A 15,422-nucleotide genomic window follows, 5' to 3' on the forward strand; every position below is an offset into this window, starting at 1 on the left:
AAGTTGGTTTTCAAAGTTTAACGATTTAAAAGGTAATCTTCAATTTTCTTTACCGCATGATGATAACTTGCCTTTAATGCGCCGGTCGATGTTTCCAGTATCTGGCTCATTTCCTCATAGGGCATTTCGTCGTAATATCTAAGATTGAAGACCACTTTTTGCTTTTCAGGTAATTCCTGGATGGCGGCCTGCAGTTTCCATTCAATTTTATTTGCATCAAAACCCTTTTCCGCCTGGAGCTTATCTCCTAAGGTTTCAGCTACGTCATCAAACGATACAGAAGTTCTGCGTTTTTGCTGTTCGAGAAAACTGAGACTTTCATTTGTTGCAATCCTGTACAACCAGGTAAACAACTGAGCGTCTTCCCTGAACTGGTCCAGTCCCTTCCATACTTTTATAAACACATTTTGCAATACGTCATTTGCATCTTCGTGATTTACGACCATGCGACGTATATGCCAGTATAATTTTTCCTGGTATTTGCGGATAATAGAAGTATAAGCTTTTTCCCGGGTAGCGGGCACGCGAAACTCCTGCAAAAGCACCAGGTCGTCTTCATTTAATGCCATTCTTCTCAATTGTGATCAGCATAAAAATAAAAAAACCAATCCTAAGACTGGTTTTCAATTAACAGGTTTAATCTTTTCTTTATTGCTACTTTTTCCGTTTCAGCACTTTCTTCACCGCAGCGATAATATGTTCTTTATCAAGACCATATTTTATCAACAGGTCAGTTGGTTTTCCGGATTCACCGAAAGTATCATTGGTACCTATCATTTCAATGGGTACAGGAAGGTTTTTTGAAGCGGCATGAGCTATACTATCGCCGAGACCGCCGATAACATTGTGTTCCTCAACTGTTACTGCACATCCGGTTTTCTGCAAAGATTGAAGAACAGCTGGAGTATCGAGGGGCTTGATGGTATGGATATTCAGGAGGTCGACTTTTATTCCTTCTTTCTCCAGTTCCCGGGTAGCCTCGATCGCTGTCCAGACCATATGGCCACAGGCAAAAATGGAAACATCTGTTCCTTCATTGAAATATTGCGCTTTTCCAATAACAAACTTCTCGTCAGGATTGGTAAAAATTGGCCAGACAGGGCGTCCGAAACGGAGGTAAACGGGTCCCTGATGTTCTGCGACTGCAAGAGTTGCAGCTTTGGTCTGGTTATAGTCGCAGGGTACGATCACTGTCATTCCGGGCAACATCTTCATCATACCGATATCTTCCAGGATCTGGTGCGTAGCACCATCTTCACCGAGAGTAAGGCCAGCGTGCGAAGCACAGATTTTTACATTCTTGCCAGAATAGGCAATTGACTGACGAATCTGATCGTAAACACGTCCGGTTGAAAAATTTGCAAACGTAGTAGTAAAAGGAATTTTTCCTCCGATAGTCAGCCCGGCTGCAATTCCCATCATATTTGCTTCAGCAATACCACACTGAATAAAACGATCAGGAAAGGACTTTATAAAAGCATTCAATTTTAAAGATCCGGCGAGGTCTGCTGTTAATGCAACAACATTTGGGTTTGATTTACCCAGCTCAAAAATTCCATCACCAAAACCGCTGCGAGTATCTTTCTGACCGGTTACCTGAATTTGCTGTACCATGCTTTTTCAAATTGAAGGCACAAAGTAAAGTGAATATGATCAGTATTCAGGATGAAAAGATGAATTTTTGATAATTAGAGAGGCCTAGTTCAATTTGAAGTTTCCGCTACTGAACATTTTTTCGTCACTGTAGAGGTTCTGTTCCCATTGCCAGGCCGTAGCCATAATGTCGTCCAGCGAGTACCGAGGTTTCCAGTCTAATTCGCGGATGGCTTTATCGTTGTTGGCATAAATGGCCATGATATCGCCCGGGCGGCGAGGGCCGATCGTATAATTCAGGGAAACACCCGCAACTCTTTCGAAAGCTTTTATTGCCTCGAGCACGGTGATCCCTTCGCCAGTACCCAGGTTGAACACTTCAACGTTCGTTTTATTTTTCTTTGCCACCAGCTGGTTCAAGGCGAGGGTATGTGCATGAGCAAGATCGCATACGTGTACGAAATCGCGGAGGCATGAACCGTCTCTGGTGTTATAGTCGCTTCCGAAAACAGTAAGCTGCGGAATTTTTCCAATCGCGGTTTGCGTAATAACCGGAGTCAGGTTTTGCGGCCTGTCGAATGGATATTCTCCAAGCAGTCCGGAAGGATGAGCACCTGCAGGATTAAAGTATCTCAATAAAACAAATTGAGTTTTGCTTGTTTTAGCAAATTCAGTGATCATGTCTTCACCTACCTGTTTGGTATAACCGTAAGGAGATTCCGCCGGTTGCTTTGGTGTTTCTTCCGTAACAGGAATGTTCGCAGGACTACCATATACCGTGCATGATGACGAGAAAACGAAATAAGGAATCTGATATTCATCAACGCATTTCAACAGATTAATCAGTGAGATCAGGTTATTATGGTAATACAGCAGGGGTTTTTCAACCGATTCTCCAACTGCTTTGTACGCTGCAAAATGAATGATACCCGCAATGTCATCATTTTCAGCAAAGATGGCATGGGTATCATCAAAATCACAGAGATCAACTTTGTAATTTTTGATTTTTTTTCCTGTAATCTTTTCGACCCCTTCCAGTAATCGTGTTGAGGAGCGGGAGTTATTGTCAACTGATATTACTTCATATCCGTTGTCAATCAAATCGAGTAATGTATGGGAGCCAATATAACCGCAACCTCCTGTTACCAGAATTTTTTTCATATCGATTTTTTACTGTCCGGTCTGTTCGTCTTTTAAGATTCTGAAGATACTAAGTTCAACAGATATTCACCATATCCGCTCTTTCTCATAGGCTCGGCGAGTTTGATCAATTGATTTGTATCGATAAAACCCTGTCGCCATGCAATCTCCTCGATACATGCAATTTTGAATCCCTGTCTTTGTTCTATGACCTGTATAAATTGGGATGCCTGCATAAGTGAATCGAAAGTTCCGGTATCCAGCCAGGCAGTCCCTCTTTCGAGTATGGATACTTTCAATTTCCCCCGGCGGAGGTATTCTCTGTTGATATCGGTGATCTCATATTCACCGCGTGGAGAAGGCTCGAGGTTTTTCGCTATCGCTACTACTTCATTATCATAAAAATAAAGTCCCGGCACAGCGTACCTGCTTTTTGGAACTGCTGGTTTCTCTTCGATGGAAATGGCATTCATTTCATCATCAAATTCAACCACACCATACCGTTCAGGATCACTTACCTGGTAAGCATAAACAATTCCTCCGTCGGGTGTGGTATTTCGTTCCAGCATGAGTCCCAATCCTCCACCATAAAAAAGGTTATCTCCAAGTACAAGCGCTACATTGTCCGTCCCGATAAATGATTCGCCAATCACAAAAGCCTGTGCGAGACCATTGGGTTTGGCTTGTTCCGCATAACTGATATTGAGGCCCAAATGATTGCCATCGCCAAAGAGACGAATGAAATGTGGCAGATCATGTGGCGTGGAAATAATGAGAATGTCCTGGATGCCCGCAAGCATCAGCGTTGATAAAGGGTAATAGATCATGGGTTTATCATAAACCGGCATAATCTGTTTACTTATAGCATAGGTTATCGGGTACAGTCTGGTTCCGGATCCACCGGCAAGAATAATTCCTTTCATGCAAATTCGTGATTTCGGGTTTCCGAAAGAACGCAAAGATGATGATTTTTATTCTTGAATGCCAGTGATTAATGCATGACCATGGCGCTGATTATGTGGCAAAGGCTAGGGAAGTGGCTCCGCCTCCCAGTTATTGTTAAGAAAACTGGCTTTCAGGGTGAGTTTTTCCGAAAAAGACGCCGAAGTTGTATCGTCCGTATTCCGGATGCTGATTCGTCCTGTGTTTTCGGAATAAACCAGATAAACCGAGCTATCCTGTTCTGCCTTGATATCTAGGATCTTCAGACCCAGGCCTTTATATCGGGTATAACCAGCCGCCCTGTTGAGGTCTGCGTAGTAATTGGCAACAATAGTTTCTGCCGTTTCGAGATCGAGTACTTTTTTTGCTGATGATTCGATTGCGGGGCTTTCTGATTGTGAACTATCCGAAGTGTTTTCGATAATTTTTTTGTCAGTGCCTGAGCCACAGGAACTTGTGAAAACTATAAGAAAGATTAAAACTGAAAAAATCAAACGGCTAATCATCACACAAAAAGTTTGATGATACTAAAAATGATCATCGCCATTACCGCGCTAACAGGAATGGTGAGAATCCAGGCCCACAAGAGGTTTACGGTTACTCCCCATCTTACGGCACTCAGACGTTTAGTGGCTCCAACACCAATAATGGCACCAGTGATCGTATGTGTAGTACTTACAGGGATACCCAATTTTTCTGTTAAGAACAGGGTGATAGCACCGGCAGTCTCAGCACCTACCCCTTCCAGCGGAGTTACCTTGGTAATTCGGGTTCCCATGGTCTTTACGATCTTCCAGCCACCGCTCATGGTTCCCAAACCGATAGCGGTATAACAGGCTATCGGCACCCATGCGGGCATCTGGCTGAAATCTGTAATGTTGCCATTGGCCATGAGCGCTGCGGCAATAATACCCATCACTTTCTGTGCATCGTTTCCACCGTGCCCGATACTGAACGCTGCAGAAGACACCAGCTGCAGGCGCTTATACATATTGCCCGTCCGATAAGCACTTGGCGGCTTTTTCAGATCATTGAAAATATAAAGAATGCAAAACAGAACAGACATCCCGACAATTCCCCATTTAATTACAGGATTAAATTTGACCAGGGTGACGGTAAGAAATACGGTTATGGCAATTATCAATAGTTTCAGCCATAGATTTCGCATTATAGTTACGATTGTGATGTAGGCTGAAATGACCATCCCTATCAACGGTGCCAGGAATATAAATAAAACGATCTGCGTAATCTTTCCGATTTCAATGCTGCCAAAACCCGCATGGGCAATAGCTGCTCCCGCAAAACCGCCAATCAATGTGTGAGAGGAAGAAGAAGGAATTCCATACCACCAGGTGACCAGGTTCCAGATGATGGCCGAAATCAGACCCGCAAGAATAACCGGCAAGGTGATCACTTCTTTGTGAACAGTTTTCGCAATCGTGTTTGCCACATTGTGATCACTGAAAATGAAGTACGCGACCGAGTTGAAAAATGCAGCCCAGAGTACCGCCTGGAAGGGTGTAAGCACTTTCGTGGAAACGATTGTGGCAATTGAGTTTGCCGCGTCGTGAAATCCGTTGATATAATCGAAAACCAATGCGAGGCCTATGATTACTATTAACAGAGTCATTCAGCAATGGTTTTGGATGAACTGATTTCGGCCACAAAACAGGACTTGAACAAAGAAAGCATGTTATATCGATGAAATCCGGAACTGATCAGGCGTATTTAACAATAATAGATTCGATCACATTTCCGGCATCTTCACATTTATCAGTTGCAATTTCCATCGCCTGGTAAATTTCTCTCATTTTAATTACCTCTTTTGCATCTTCTTCCTCTGCAAACAATCTTTCGATGCTAAGATCGAAGATATCATCAGCCTGGTTTTCGATACTGTTTATTTTGACAAGAGATTCAGTAATCAAGCGAAGATTTTTCATGTTCCGCAGCTCTCTAACTGCATTGCGTACCTGCTCACAGCTTTGGTAAATCAGGTCGCTGAATTTATGCAGCCCATAATCCACCGGGTTAACATGATAGAAGTTGATCTTTTTTGCTGAAGCATAGATATAATCTGCAATATCATCCAGCGAACTGGCGAGGTAGTGAATATCCTCGCGATCAAATGGAGTGATAAAGTTTCTTCCGAGTTCAGTGAAGATTCGGTGGGTCAGTTCATCATTCTCATGTTCCAGATGCTCAATCTGGGTGATCAGGGCCGCCCTTTTATTGAAATCCTGCTCTTCAACAACGGCCATGAGTATTTTGGCCATCTCAAGCACCCTGTCACTGACATCTTCGAAAAGTCCGTAAAATACGCGGTCCTTTGGAAGAAAAATTTTCAAAAATGAATTGGCACCCATGCGAAAAATTTGTGCAAAATTAGAAGATTATATCCCCGAAACGAGCCTCATTAAACTGATAATAATTTCTTAACACAGCTGGTTTTAATCATTTAGTTCAAGGTTGTTAACAATGCAATTCATTGATAACCAACATCAATTCTAAAAATTCTTAACGCTAAAGTAATCTAAAATTCATATTGGTAATGATTTCATAACATTCAAAACTGATACTCGCTGCACTGCGCAATTATTTTTGCGCGCTGTTAATAATCAGGTAGTCTAAAAATAACAGCAGTGCAAGGCATGAAGTGGTTATTTATTGTTATGGGTGTATGTTTTATGATAACACAGCAGGTTTCCGGTCAGGATACTGCACGCAAAAGCACCACCGCCAAATGGTATGAAACCATTGGTATTCGCGGGTATATGCAGCTTCGGTATAACCGGTTGCTGGAAACAAATCCGGATCTGAAATGTGAGCAATGCGACAGAAGCTGGGGTGGTACCGGTGGATTTTATTTCCGCAGGATCCGACTGATCATCTTTGGTAATCTTGGAGATCGGGTTTATTTCTATCTGCAACCTGATTTCGCTTCAGCTCCTTCAGTCACCGGTTTAAATTTTGGTCAGATCAGGGATGCTTATTTTGATATTTCATTTGATAAAAAGAAAGAATTCAGGGTAAGACTCGGGCAGAGTAAAGTGCCATACGGGTTTGAAAATCTGCAAAGCAGTCAGAACAGAATTCCACTGGATCGAAACGATGCGTTAAACAGTCCCCTCGCGAACGAAAGAGACATTGGTGCATTTTTCTATTGGGCCCCTGCAGAAAAAAGGGAATTGTTTTCGCGCTTGGTAAGTTCCGGTTTGAAAGGATCAGGAGATTATGGAGTTGTAGGAATTGGCGTTTATAATGGTCAGAACGCAAATCGTCCTGAACTTAATAATCAGCCGCACGTAGTGGCCAGGGTTACATGGCCTTTCGAGCTAGCTAATAAACAAATCATCGAAACCAGTATCCAGGCATTCGCAGGAAAATTTGTGATTACTGATACCACTCTCGGGGTAAAAACATTAAATGTATCCAAAGGCTACGATGACCAAAGAATTGGTGCCACCTTCATACTTTACCCTCAGCCTTTCGGGATACAGGCTGAATACAACATTGGTACAGGGCCTCAATATATACCGGTAAAAAATGCAATTGAACAGAAAAAACTAAGTGGAGGTTATGTTCTCCTGAGCTACATGTGGAAACCTGGAAATCAGATCCTGATACCATTTGGAAGATACCAGGTGTATAAAGGTGGTAAGAAACATGAGCTTGATGCAAGGAGTTATGATGTAAAAGAATTTGAGCTCGGAGTTGAATGGCAAATGAATAAGTATATCGAATTCGTCGCCATGTATACGATGTCCAACAGGCGATTTGAAGATGCGAGGAATCCCTCCAACCTTCAGAAAGGCAACCTGTTAAGACTCCAGGCTCAATTGAATTTCTGATGCCAGTTAACATTAAGGACATACAGTGGTAATATTCAGGTAACCTTAGCTTAACGCTCCCGTAAACGGGCGCTGGTAGTTTTGCGGCAAATATTTCTGTCGTGAATACTACTACTACTTTAAAAGGAATTTTCGTTACCCTCGCTGTGTTCCTGACACTTCCGGGATTCAGCCAATCCGGCAAAATTACAGGCCGGATCATCTCTGCAAGAAATGGTGAAAATATCACCGGAGCAACAGCTTCGATACAAGGATTACAGAAATCGGTTGTATCCGATGTGGAAGGTCGCTTCACAATGAATAATGTAACTCCCGGAGTTTATACACTTGAATTCAGCTCACTTGGCTACCAGGCAAAGGCGGTATCAGAAGTTGAAGTAAAAGCTAATGAGGTAGTAACACTCGAGATCACTTTGAATGAAAAAGCAAAAGATCTGAGTGAAGTAACTATTAAGGCTACACCTCGCAGAATGGAGACGGTGAATGCACTGCTCGTTAAACAGAAAAATCTCCCGAATATTTCAGATGGTATTTCTGCAGAGTCCATCCGCAGATCACCAGACCGTAACACGGGTGAAGTTCTGAAACGTGTGAGCGGCGCTACCATCCAGGAAAATAAATATGTAATCGTTCGCGGTCTTGCAGATCGTTACAATGTAGCTACACTTAACAACGCGATTCTCCCAAGTACAGAAGCTGACAGAAAAGTTTTTGCATTTGATATTATTCCATCCAATCTGATCGACAATATCCAGATTTTTAAAACTGCTTCTCCGGATTTACCTGGCGATTTTGCTGGTGGTGTTGTACAGATCAATACGCAGGATGTTCCCAATAAAAATAGTGTAAGTGTTGCTGCTGGTGCAAGTTTTAATACGGCAGCCACTGGCAAAAATTTCCGGATTGGCTATCTCGGTGACTACGATTATCTCGGTTTTGAAAGTGGTGCAAGAAGATTACCATCAAATCTCCCTCTCATTCGCGGACTGGATCTGGATGCAACAATCAGTCAATCTAAACGACTGAATAACATTTTTGGCGATCGTTATCATGCCAACGCTCTTCCGGGTCAGAATTACCAGATCACATGGGCACATAAATCAGATTTAAAAAGAGGCGGTCAGTTAGGAACAATCTTAGCGGCAACCTATCGCAATAGCCAGAATATTTACAGTGGTGAAAGAATAGAATACCAGGAACAGGTCTACGGATCACCTCTTGCGTTCGATTTCCAGGATACCACCTATAGATTTACAACGACGTTGGGTGCTATGGCCAACTTCGCCTATAAAAAAGGAAAAACAAAAATATCTCTCAAGAATTTATGGAACAGGATGATGGACGTAACGAACCTGGTTCGTGAAGGTGAGGATGCAAATGCACAGGTTTATAAAAAGGGTTCTTCTAATGAAACAAACATCAGAACACTGTTTACCTCTCAGTTGGAAGGGGAACATGTACTGAATGCAAAACGGTCAATGATCACCTGGAATCTCAATTTCGCATACACAGGCGGTGAACAACCTGACTATAGAATTCTTCCCTATTCCAAAGGAATCAATGATATCAATGATAAATCGATTCCATTCCAGGTTATCATGAGAGAATCCTTCAGGTTCTTTTCCAATCTTAATGATTTTGCCTACGGCGGAAATGTGAATTACACCATTCCATTCAAATGGAAAAACGGAGAAAAAAATTCATTCAAAACCGGCGCATTTTTCCTGTACAAGACAAGAGAATATTCCGCCCGCGCATTCAGATACAAAGAAGCAAAAGCAAGTGAGTTTTACGGAGATTATTACCTGCAGCAAAAGCCAGAAACCATTTTTTCACAGGTTAACATAAACCCGGAAGGCTTTGCATTGGATGAGATAACAAATAACTCAGACTTTTATTCTGCACAGTCTACAACAGCAGCAGGTTATGCCATGATGGACAACCGTCTTAGCCAAAAACTTCGTTTAGTCTGGGGCGTTAGGGTTGAGAATTTTAATTACACTGTCAACACAGCGGATTTTTCCAATCCGAATATTGCGATCAACAGAAACTATATAGACGTTCTTCCGTCATTTAATCTTACTTATAATCTTACCTCCAAAACCAACCTGAGATTTTCCGGATTTCAGTCAGTTTCACGTCCTGATTTCAGGGAAGTTGCTAACATGCAATTCTACGACTTCTCAAGAAATGCAATTATCAAAGGTAATGGTGACCTGGAAAGAAGCCAGAATACAAACATTGATTTGAGATTTGAAACCTATCCATCAGCCGGTGAAATTTTTTCGGTTTCTGTTTTTGCGAAATATTTCAACAAACCGATCGAATCAGTTGTAGCTGGTGGATCAACACCTTCCAGTTTAACCCTTACATATGCAAATCCTAATTCTGCATTTAACTACGGTGCGGAATTTGAGTTTCGTAAGAAGCTGAATTTCCTGAACAGTTCATTTCTTGAAAACTTTACGGTGTTTGGAAACTTCGCTTACATTTTTTCCAAAGTTGATTTTAAAGGATTGGACGTGAGTGTTTTTGACAAAGACAGACCGATGCAGGGTCAGTCTCCATACATTATAAATGGTGGAATACAATACAATGCTGATAAGATCGGAATGACCTTTTCCGGGTTAGTAAACAGGATTGGTAACCGAATAGCTTTTGTTGGATTTGATGGATATGCAGATGTGTATGAGAATGGAAGAACTGTTGTCGATCTGCAGCTTGCAAAAAAGCTCTTTAAAGACAAAGCGGAAATCAAATTCAGTGTAAGTGATCTTTTGAATCAAAGAGCAATCTATTATCAGAACAGTATGGACATAACCAAACGCGGATACAAGTCTTCTGAAGATCGCGTGTGGAATACTTACAGGTACGGAACGAACATTTCATTAACGCTATCGGCAAATTTCTAAACATCAGTTAATACTGGCATAATAAATCGATAACATTCGCTGGATAGTTTCGCATTCATTTCCAGCTCCGGAGTTACGCATAAAAGTTTAATAATAATTATCATGAAACATTTGAAATCCCTGACTTATCTGGCATTTTCGGTCTCGATGTTGTCAGCATGTACCAAGACTGATAATCCGATTCCCGATCCTCCTCCGCCATCACCAACTGATACTGTTGTGACTGGTTCTTTGACTACGAATAAAACATTAACTGCTGATAAGAAATGGATATTGAAAGGATATGTGTATGTGACTAACGGTGTTACACTAACTATCGAGCCAGGCACAACAGTAATGAGTGATGTAACAGATAAAGGTGCACTTTGTATTGAAAGAGGTGGAAAGATCATGGCTGAAGGAACTGCTGAAAAACCAATCGTTTTTACTTCCGGGAAAGCCGTAGGTTCAAGAGCACCCGGAGATTGGGGTGGAATCGTCCTGTTGGGTAGAGCAAGAACAAATCGTAGCTCCACACCTGTAATTGAAGGTGGACTGGACAGACCCTATGGCGGAACTGATGATGCTGACAACTCAGGCGTAATGAAATATGTTCGCATTGAGTATGCAGGTATTGCTGCATTTGCGAACAGTGAGATCAATGCGCTTACACTAGGCGCTGTAGGTTCAGGTACCACACTTGAATATATTCAGACTGCATACGCAAATGATGATGCCTATGAATTCTTCGGTGGAAAAGTAAATGCAAAACACCTGGTAGCAGCATATACTGCTGATGATGATTACGATTTTGATTTCGGATTCACTGGAAAAATTCAATACGCTGTTGCATTGCGTGATCCGGCTTTTGTTGATCCCGGAGATGCTGGTAACGGTATTGAAAGTGACAACGATGGTTCGGGTACTGCTGCATTGCCTTATACACGTCCGGTTCTCTCCAACTTTACATTTGTTGGTCCAAACAATGCACCTGGTACAGCAGCAAACCACAACTTCAATGCACGTTTCAGAAGAGCATCAAGATTTGCCGTTGGTAATACCATCATGATGGGTTATATGGATGCGGGTCTGTCACAGGAAAGTGATTCAACCGGCCAGGCGTTCGCAAGCGGTCTTTCTGTATTTTCAAACAATATTGTACATGCTGTTGCGAATCCTTACTGGATCCCTTCATCTTCCGGAACGCCTACCATCAAACCGGAAATTCTGAGCATTGCAGGCATGCAGACCCTTGCCGAAGCTGCCGGCTCTATTGTTTATCCAAGCGCCGCAGACATCAAACTGAAGGCGCCGTTCAATCTTACTGCGCCGGATCTCACTCCCGATGCCGGTTCGCCAGCGCTGACGGGTGCTGCATACACTGGTGATTTCGCCGATGCTTTTTTCACTTCCGGTACTTATAAAGGAGCAATTGGTTCTACCAACTGGCTCAATGGATGGACACGCTTTTTCGCAAACGGACAATAACGATCGTTCATAGTTCCTTAAGTAAAGAGTAGTATCTCATGAACCGCCCCATTCCTGGGGCGGTTCGCTTATTAACGCGAGTCTCCGAAATACAATCTTACCATTTTAAGATTTTCCCCGGGGACTCGCGTTTTTATGCTATTCAAGCAATTCTTTTAAAACTATTTCGGTTGTTGTTCAGTATCGTAACGTCTAAAAGGCATAGGGCGACATCGCCAAAAACTTAATATTACCTTATTGTTAAGTTTTGTTAACTTAGCTGGTGCCTGGTGAAAAAGAATCCAATCATACTGAATTGTCTGTTTTTTCTGCTGTCGTTCTCATTGACAGCAAGAGATTCTGGTCAGGATATATCATTTGATTTCTATGGCTCACCTGTAAAGTTTTCCGCTTCCAACAGCTTTAAAGAGCCGCTTTCCAATCCTGCAACTCAATCTGAACTTGAAGCATTTCTTAAGAAACTATCACAACCTGGTTTTGAAGCATGTATAAATGCTTTAATGAATTATAAGAAAGAACAGGAACCTGACGACTGGTTATTTTATCAGCTGGTAAGGAAAACTGCGGCTTCCCTGAGTCCCAAATCGGAGAATTATCACAGGTATACAGCTTTTAAATATTTCCTGATGTTGAAATCAGGGTACGATGTAAAACTGTTTCTGAAAAATGAAAAATTAATGTTTTATGTTCAGTGCGATGAGAACATTTATAATATTCCTTTTCGTATTGAAAACGGAAAACAGTACGTCTGTCTGAATTTTCACGACTATCCAAATTCAATTCCTGGTACAGAAACATTTACTGGAATAAATTTACTGGCAGCGCCCTCAGTTCATGGATTCTCTTATAAAATCACAAAGCTTCCATCGTTTCCCGCGACAGATTACGTTGAGAAAGAAATCAGTTTCACTTATTACCAGGATGATAATCACTTTAAAGTAAAACTCAACCCACAGGTGCGAAACATCTTTGCGAATTATCCCGTTGTTGACTATTCAAACTATTTTAATATTCCGCTCAGCAATGAAACGTATCAATCATTAATTCCTGCACTAAAAAAACAAGTGCAGGGAATGAATCATAAAAATGGTGTTGATTACCTGATGCGTTTTACACGTTATGCGTTTTTGTTTGAAACAGACACAAAGAATTTTGGATCAGAGAAGCGGCTGACACCTGAACAGACTTTACTGTACGATAAAAGTGATTGTGAAGACAGGGTTGCGTTATTCTTCTATCTCGTAAAAGAGGTATATCATTTGCCAATGATTGTCCTGAGCTATCCGCAGCATATCACTATAGCTGTTCAATTAGAAAAACCGGTTGGACGAACCATCACTTATAACGGAAGCAGATATTCAGTTTGTGAGCCTACACCTCAGAAAGAGGATCTTGCGATCGGGCAATGGATTCCCGGTCTTCAAAAGCAACCATTTGAAATAGTCTACGCTTATCAACCTGTAACACGTTAACGCGGGTTAATCCGAAGCATTGATTGCTTTTTCTTCTTTGCTATTTAATGTAAAGCCAAATGTAGAGCCGACATCAGGCTTACTCCGCACGTGAATACTGTGCCCATGAGCCTCGATAATGTGTTTGCAGATGGCCAGGCCAAGACCAGTACCACCCACATTTCTGCTTCTTCCGTAATCCGTACGATAAAATCTTTCAAAAATGCGCATGAGATGTTCTTCTGCAATGCCCATCCCGTTATCGCTGATTTCAATCAAAATATTATTTCCGTCAATATTGTAAAAACTTGCCTCAACCATTCCATTGATATTGCCGTATTTGATACCATTATCAACGAAATTGATCAGTACCTGGCGGATTTTTTCCTTATCCGCATAAACAATAATAGGAGATTCGCAACCTTTTTTGATAGTGAATTTTACGTTCTTCTCCTGCGCCTTGATGGCAAGCGATTCAAATACTTCACGTATAACATCCTGTATTACAAAGCTTGAAAAATGCAATTGTTGCTCACCACTTTCCAGTTTGGAGATTTCATCAAGATCATCAATCAGGTTCACTAATCGGTCTACATTTTTCGATGCATTCTGCAGGAATTTTCTGTTCACTTCAGCCTTATCCATTGCACCTTCCAGCAGTGTATCGACATATCCCTGAATTGCAAACACAGGCGTCTTGAATTCATGAGATAAGTTTTGAAGAAACTCTTTCCGGTAGGCTTCATTCCTGCGAAGAACTTCAATTTCCTGTTTTCTTTGTTCCGCCCATTTTTCTACGTCTTCGCTTACTTCTTCAAGACTTTTCTGTGGCAGTATATTCTTATAATAAAATTCTTCTCTTCGGGTCGCCTTGGTCTGATAAATGAATTTATAAATGAGCTTAATCTTCCTGTAAATAAACCTTTGAATTACATACGCCGTTAAAGAATAAGCGATGAGGAACATTACAACAAATGTCACTACGGGGACCCACCAGGTTCGTATAAAAAGAAAATTCGCCAGGGCCCCGGCCAGTGCTATGGTAATTGCATTTACAACAGCAATCTGGTTCGGTGTCAGGTTTTTAGTATCTAACATTGACACAATTTAATACTTACCGGAAACAGAAGGGAATCCGGCTATGTTAATTACCTTATTGACAGAGGAATGGAGAGTGGTTAAAGCTCAAATTTGTAGCCTACCCCTTTGACAGTGGTAATACAGTCCACACCCAGCTTCTGGCGGATTTTCCTGATGTGCACATCGATCGTCCTGTCCCCGACGATTACATCAGCACCCCAGATCTGGCTCAGAATTTCATTCCTTAGAAATACTCTCCCGGGCCTTGATGCCAGGAGGTAAAGAAGTTCAAATTCCTTTTTTGCGAGGTTGATGGATTTTCCCTGGTAAATCACGATGAATTGCTCCGGATCAATTTTCAGATCACCGATTTCAATAGCCTGTGATTCGCCGGATTTGCTGAAACGACGGAAAAGTGAATTGACTTTAGTAACCAGCACTTTTGGGCTGACCGGCTTGGTGATATAGTCGTCAGCTCCGTATTCGAGGCCCTTTACATGTGAAAGATCATCATTCAAAGCGGTAAGGAACATGATCAGGGTATCGTAAAACGATGGTTGGGTCCTCAGGATCCTGCAAACCTCCATTCCGTTCTTGTTTGGCATCATTACATCGAGTATGATAAGGTCTGGCTTTACCAGTTTTGCTTTCATCAATGCTTCCGTGCCATCTTTCGCAGTTTGAACCTCGTAGCCTTCCAGTTGCAGGTTGTACCCGATGATTTCCAGTATATCTGGTTCATCATCAGCAATTAAGATCTTTTTTCCTTTCGCCTCCATTAACACAAATTTTACACAAAAGTAACCGCAGCCAATCCGCTCCCCAAATCCGCCGGATTATGAAATTGTTAATCGCAGCACCGACAAAAATCTCGTTTCCAGCCATCTAAATAAAAGATTTTTATTGCTTCATACACAATAATGAAAAAAAATAGCATTTATGTATATGGCGTAAATTTGACAACTGTCGTATCGCTGAGACTAAAA

General features: G+C 41.7%; 13 protein-coding genes. 4 read left to right on the top strand and 9 right to left on the bottom strand.

The annotated features are described in order from the left end of the window. Positions 1–17: 17 nt before the first annotated feature. From P2W82_RS12030 to P2W82_RS12060, 7 genes are all read right to left on the bottom strand, one after another. The gene (locus P2W82_RS12030) at positions 18–569 is read right to left on the bottom strand and encodes an RNA polymerase sigma factor (RefSeq protein ID WP_336516135.1); all 552 of its coding nucleotides are present in this window, start codon (positions 567–569) and stop codon (positions 18–20) included. 85 nt (positions 570–654) lie between these two features. Then, a complete protein-coding gene (locus P2W82_RS12035) occupies positions 655–1,614 on the bottom strand; it encodes a transketolase family protein (RefSeq protein WP_336516136.1) in 960 nt (319 codons plus the stop codon). 84 nt (positions 1,615–1,698) lie between these two features. After that, positions 1,699–2,754 carry a UDP-glucose 4-epimerase GalE gene (gene galE / locus P2W82_RS12040; RefSeq protein WP_336516137.1) on the bottom strand — a complete coding sequence of 352 codons (1,056 nt, stop codon included), beginning with the start codon at positions 2,752–2,754 and terminating at the stop codon, positions 1,699–1,701. 32 nt (positions 2,755–2,786) lie between these two features. Beyond that, the gene (gene rfbA / locus P2W82_RS12045; protein WP_336516138.1) at positions 2,787–3,656 is read right to left on the bottom strand and encodes a glucose-1-phosphate thymidylyltransferase RfbA; all 870 of its coding nucleotides are present in this window, start codon (positions 3,654–3,656) and stop codon (positions 2,787–2,789) included. A gap of 105 nt (positions 3,657–3,761) precedes the next feature. After that, complete coding sequence (locus P2W82_RS12050) at positions 3,762–4,181, bottom strand: hypothetical protein (RefSeq protein WP_336516139.1); 420 nt, start codon at positions 4,179–4,181, stop codon at positions 3,762–3,764. Next, positions 4,181–5,305, bottom strand: a complete 1,125-nt coding sequence (locus tag P2W82_RS12055; protein WP_336516140.1) for an inorganic phosphate transporter — start codon at positions 5,303–5,305, stop codon at positions 4,181–4,183. Before P2W82_RS12055 ends, P2W82_RS12050 begins: the two co-directional genes overlap by 1 nt. A gap of 88 nt (positions 5,306–5,393) precedes the next feature. Then, on the bottom strand, positions 5,394–6,041 hold the full coding sequence (locus P2W82_RS12060; protein ID WP_336516141.1) for a DUF47 domain-containing protein: 648 nt from the start codon (positions 6,039–6,041) through the stop codon (positions 5,394–5,396). A gap of 285 nt (positions 6,042–6,326) precedes the next feature. Between P2W82_RS12060 and P2W82_RS12065 the strand changes: the two genes are divergently transcribed. From P2W82_RS12065 to P2W82_RS12080, 4 genes are all read left to right on the top strand, one after another. Continuing rightward, positions 6,327–7,526 (top strand): porin, encoded by a 1,200-nt coding sequence (locus tag P2W82_RS12065; RefSeq protein ID WP_336516142.1) that lies wholly within the window; start codon positions 6,327–6,329, stop codon positions 7,524–7,526. 101 nt (positions 7,527–7,627) lie between these two features. Beyond that, the gene (locus P2W82_RS12070; protein WP_336516143.1) at positions 7,628–10,438 is read left to right on the top strand and encodes a TonB-dependent receptor; all 2,811 of its coding nucleotides are present in this window, start codon (positions 7,628–7,630) and stop codon (positions 10,436–10,438) included. 102 nt (positions 10,439–10,540) lie between these two features. Then, positions 10,541–11,905: a hypothetical protein gene (locus tag P2W82_RS12075; protein WP_336516144.1), complete on the top strand. Its 1,365-nt coding sequence runs from the start codon at positions 10,541–10,543 to the stop codon at positions 11,903–11,905. A 269-nt stretch (positions 11,906–12,174) separates the two neighbouring features. Beyond that, positions 12,175–13,377, top strand: a complete 1,203-nt coding sequence (locus P2W82_RS12080; protein WP_336516145.1) for a hypothetical protein — start codon at positions 12,175–12,177, stop codon at positions 13,375–13,377. A gap of 6 nt (positions 13,378–13,383) precedes the next feature. Here P2W82_RS12080 and P2W82_RS12085 read toward each other — a convergent pair whose 3' ends face one another. Together P2W82_RS12085 and P2W82_RS12090 are read right to left on the bottom strand one after the other, a co-directional pair. Then, positions 13,384–14,454 carry a sensor histidine kinase gene (locus tag P2W82_RS12085; protein ID WP_336516146.1) on the bottom strand — a complete coding sequence of 357 codons (1,071 nt, stop codon included), beginning with the start codon at positions 14,452–14,454 and terminating at the stop codon, positions 13,384–13,386. Between the two features lie 80 nt (positions 14,455–14,534). After that, positions 14,535–15,215 (bottom strand): response regulator transcription factor, encoded by a 681-nt coding sequence (locus P2W82_RS12090; RefSeq protein WP_336516147.1) that lies wholly within the window; start codon positions 15,213–15,215, stop codon positions 14,535–14,537. Positions 15,216–15,422: the final 207 nt, after the last annotated feature.

Source organism: Pollutibacter soli, assembly GCA_029269725.1.
Taxonomy (GTDB): Bacteria; Bacteroidota; Bacteroidia; order Chitinophagales; family Chitinophagaceae; genus Pollutibacter; species Pollutibacter soli.

Bases quoted from the DNA above. Each gene is read 5' to 3' on its own strand.
- P2W82_RS12030 (WP_336516135.1), bottom strand. From the start codon at position 569: ATGGCATTAAATGAAGACGACCTGGTGCTTTTGCAGGAGTTTCGCGTG.
- P2W82_RS12035 (WP_336516136.1), bottom strand. From the start codon at position 1,614: ATGGTACAGCAAATTCAGGTAACCGGTCAGAAAGATACTCGCAGCGGT.
- galE (WP_336516137.1), bottom strand. From the start codon at position 2,754: ATGAAAAAAATTCTGGTAACAGGAGGTTGCGGTTATATTGGCTCCCAT.
- rfbA (WP_336516138.1), bottom strand. From the start codon at position 3,656: ATGAAAGGAATTATTCTTGCCGGTGGATCCGGAACCAGACTGTACCCG.
- P2W82_RS12050 (WP_336516139.1), bottom strand. From the start codon at position 4,181: ATGATTAGCCGTTTGATTTTTTCAGTTTTAATCTTTCTTATAGTTTTC.
- P2W82_RS12055 (WP_336516140.1), bottom strand. From the start codon at position 5,305: ATGACTCTGTTAATAGTAATCATAGGCCTCGCATTGGTTTTCGATTAT.
- P2W82_RS12060 (WP_336516141.1), bottom strand. From the start codon at position 6,041: ATGGGTGCCAATTCATTTTTGAAAATTTTTCTTCCAAAGGACCGCGTA.
- P2W82_RS12065 (WP_336516142.1), top strand. From the start codon at position 6,327: ATGAAGTGGTTATTTATTGTTATGGGTGTATGTTTTATGATAACACAG.
- P2W82_RS12075 (WP_336516144.1), top strand. From the start codon at position 10,541: ATGAAACATTTGAAATCCCTGACTTATCTGGCATTTTCGGTCTCGATG.
- P2W82_RS12085 (WP_336516146.1), bottom strand. From the start codon at position 14,454: ATGTTAGATACTAAAAACCTGACACCGAACCAGATTGCTGTTGTAAAT.
- P2W82_RS12090 (WP_336516147.1), bottom strand. From the start codon at position 15,215: ATGGAGGCGAAAGGAAAAAAGATCTTAATTGCTGATGATGAACCAGAT.